2 protein-coding genes and 1 pseudogene are annotated in these 2,765 nt (G+C 41.1%); all 3 read right to left on the bottom strand.

Features of this window, described 5'->3' with window-relative positions:
- Positions 1-1,121, bottom strand: a 1,121-nt coding sequence (locus GZ78_RS26495) for an IS1380 family transposase (protein WP_051786589.1), incomplete at its 3' end; no start/stop codon positions are given.
- Between the two features lie 204 nt (positions 1,122-1,325).
- Positions 1,326-2,198, bottom strand: coding sequence for a GNAT family N-acetyltransferase (locus GZ78_RS26490; RefSeq protein ID WP_034843258.1), 873 nt, complete (start codon positions 2,196-2,198; stop codon positions 1,326-1,328).
- 348 nt (positions 2,199-2,546) lie between these two features.
- Positions 2,547-2,765, bottom strand: a pseudogene (locus tag GZ78_RS29760) (hypothetical protein); the annotation flags it as partial.

The following is a 2,765-nucleotide window of genomic DNA, read 5'->3' as shown; positions in this document are numbered from 1 at the left end:
TTGTAGGTCAGTGCACCAAGACACATGACAAGATCATTCGTATCAAACTTACCTGAAGGCAGTCTTTCCAGATCCATGTCAGTCTTGAATTCACTATGAAACTGTTCGCTGGTCGCATGGTCTTCATAGAGTAATATAACATTATCATTATCGTATTCAGTTTCATCCAATGTCGTCCACCAACCATCCAGCTCGTAGTCTGGTGTTAAAAAATACTGACCCACCGAGTCAGTAGTACGCTTGATAATACGGATGATTAGTCGCTGTCTGCCGTAGTCGGTCTCATGGATAACTGAGTGTGTCGCATACGTTTTTCCGGGGCGAAGCTCTGTCCACTGAACACTGGCTGTCTCAAAGGCTTGCAGCCAGGCTGTTACGGCATACTGCTTACGTGGATTGAGTTTGATGATGTGATCCACATGGTTGTGATCGGCAATCTCTCGGCGAGTGTCTTCTGCATCATGGCCACTGTCGAGTCGCAGCAATACCGGAGCTTGAGTAACACGACGAAGTCTGTGTAATACGGTATTCAAGAAGGGTACGAAGTCGTTTTGTGAGTGTTGTGAACCAGGACGTAGTTCAGCGCCTAGACACCATCCCTCGGTTCCCACATAAGACATAATGGGGGCAAAGCCATGAAAGTGCTTGTAGGTCCATTGCACACCTTCTTTTTGAGTTTTGCTGTTATCCTGCGGAGTAACGTCTATATCCAGCGGAATGTGCTGAAGGTGATCGAGTTCTTTTGAAAGTGGAGAGATCGGTGCATCCAATTCGACCAATAGCTCGGGGAGGGCTTCTTCAATTAAGGGGATCAACTGAGTGGCATCTTCATTAAACCGCTGGCGCAAGCGACTGGCGGAAGGCATTTGTTTAATGTCCATACTGCGCTTGAACCAGTCATCATGGCGATAGTTATCAATAGCATCAAAATCAGTTTTACCCAAAGCCAATAAGCCGACAAAAGCCCGCACCAGATCAATATTAGGAATGCCGTGACGTTTCTTGATAGAGCGCAGCGATTTCCTTAGAGATGTTTTCTGGTTCAGGGCATGACCGACAAAACAGAGACCGGCTGCCGGCGTATAAAACTCAGTGTCAGATTGCTCAAATTTAAGTTCCACAAAAATGCACTTATAAGGTGAAAATAGGGATGAGCAAATATTAGCCTACAGGTACTGGTACGACTGAGTTTTTAGTGGATTTAGTGATGGTAAACTCACGGATTCAGGTCTGAATAAACGCTATTAATTATGAAGAATCAACGGTAAAACGGATCAGGTAATGTTATACCAATCTCACCGAGATCATATCGCTGTAAAAACCTATTAACTGACAGAAACAAAAACCTCTTGACTGAATACAGATTGACCAGATCGTAAAGCTGCTTTCGTAGAGGGGATATTATCTGAATCAATATCGCAAATTAAGTATTCTGCATCTAGAAGAGCAATAAAGCTTGATAAAAGATTATTGGCATAACCTTTCCCTCTATAATTATGAGCGATCAACAGCTCATTTATATAAATCGATTTTTCATCCAGAAAGGTATCATTTTCTCCTGCTATCAAGCCTAATTTATCTACACCTTGAGTATATAAATATAACAACCCTTCTTTCTGGCTACTATCCATCACTTCTTTACTGTTAACTTGAATACGGTTTATGTACTCTGGATTATCTTTATGAAATTGATCGTATTCAGATTTATACCACTCATAGTAACTTTCAGGCTTCAAAAGAAAAAAATCACTTTTATGCATTTCAGCGATTCTCCCTATAAACCTTTGTTGAACGACCACTTCACCTGAGTCATTACAGTCAGGCCTGGACCAGTAACAATAGTGATCGGGCTTAAAGATTTCAAAATAAGGTGAGATATTATGAATGATTTTTCTAATTGAATTAATTTTGAATGATGGCCAAACAAATACAAAAGGCTTTTCTTTATCACCGCCTAAATGTCTGATACCCGCAATTACACTGCCTTCATCTGTTTCTATCAAATGGTTCAGGTAATCTGAAGCCTCACCTATACCAATATAATCCAACCTACTGAGCAAGACAGCTGAATCATTAAGCTCCAAAAGCTCATCAAATTCTTTAGTCACCTGACTCTTAACAGACGAACGCGGATACTGATCTAACTCGTAGATGTAATTCATGCCAGCATTAATAAATTTATCTTTATCTATTTTCATTCTTACTCTATAAAAAACGACTTCAAAAGAAGGTATGAAACATGGAGAATTGCTCCTCCTGTTCAATAAGGAAAAAATAAAAAAAACAGGAGAGCAATGTCTAAGCTAACAGGTTAGTCTAGAAAAAAAAAGAAAAAGGAAATCCATAAAAACCCCATACAACCAGCAACAAACTTGAATACCGCCCTAGCCCAAATCTCCCTGATCAGCTCAAATCTTCCTTACTGGAATACCCGTAAAGACCATTAAACAATAGCTAGAACGCTGAAATCCCTTTTTGCAGGAATAGTGAACCCTCTCACCAATATATTTCTGCAAGAATTCGACGCATGAGACTTAAGAATTGAGTCAGCCAGCCCGGAATAAACGACTGCAGATATGTAACCCCTGGAGCCATTGCTGCCCTGTATTGAGTGCGTATGCCTTCATGGCTTTGAGTCTACCTGCCGCTCGATAGAATCGATTGTTCCAGCTCATGGTTTTCAGCCATTCATCAGAATCGATTTCGAGCCTGGTCAGAATAGGAGGCGCACCCTCTGGAATAGAGCCTTTCTTATCGGCTCTTAC

This window comes from Endozoicomonas numazuensis (genome assembly GCF_000722635.1).
GTDB lineage: Bacteria > Pseudomonadota > Gammaproteobacteria > Pseudomonadales > Endozoicomonadaceae > Endozoicomonas_A > Endozoicomonas_A numazuensis.
The sequence above is the reverse complement of the archived record's forward strand: the minus strand, read 5'-3'. Positions and strand labels throughout refer to the sequence as shown.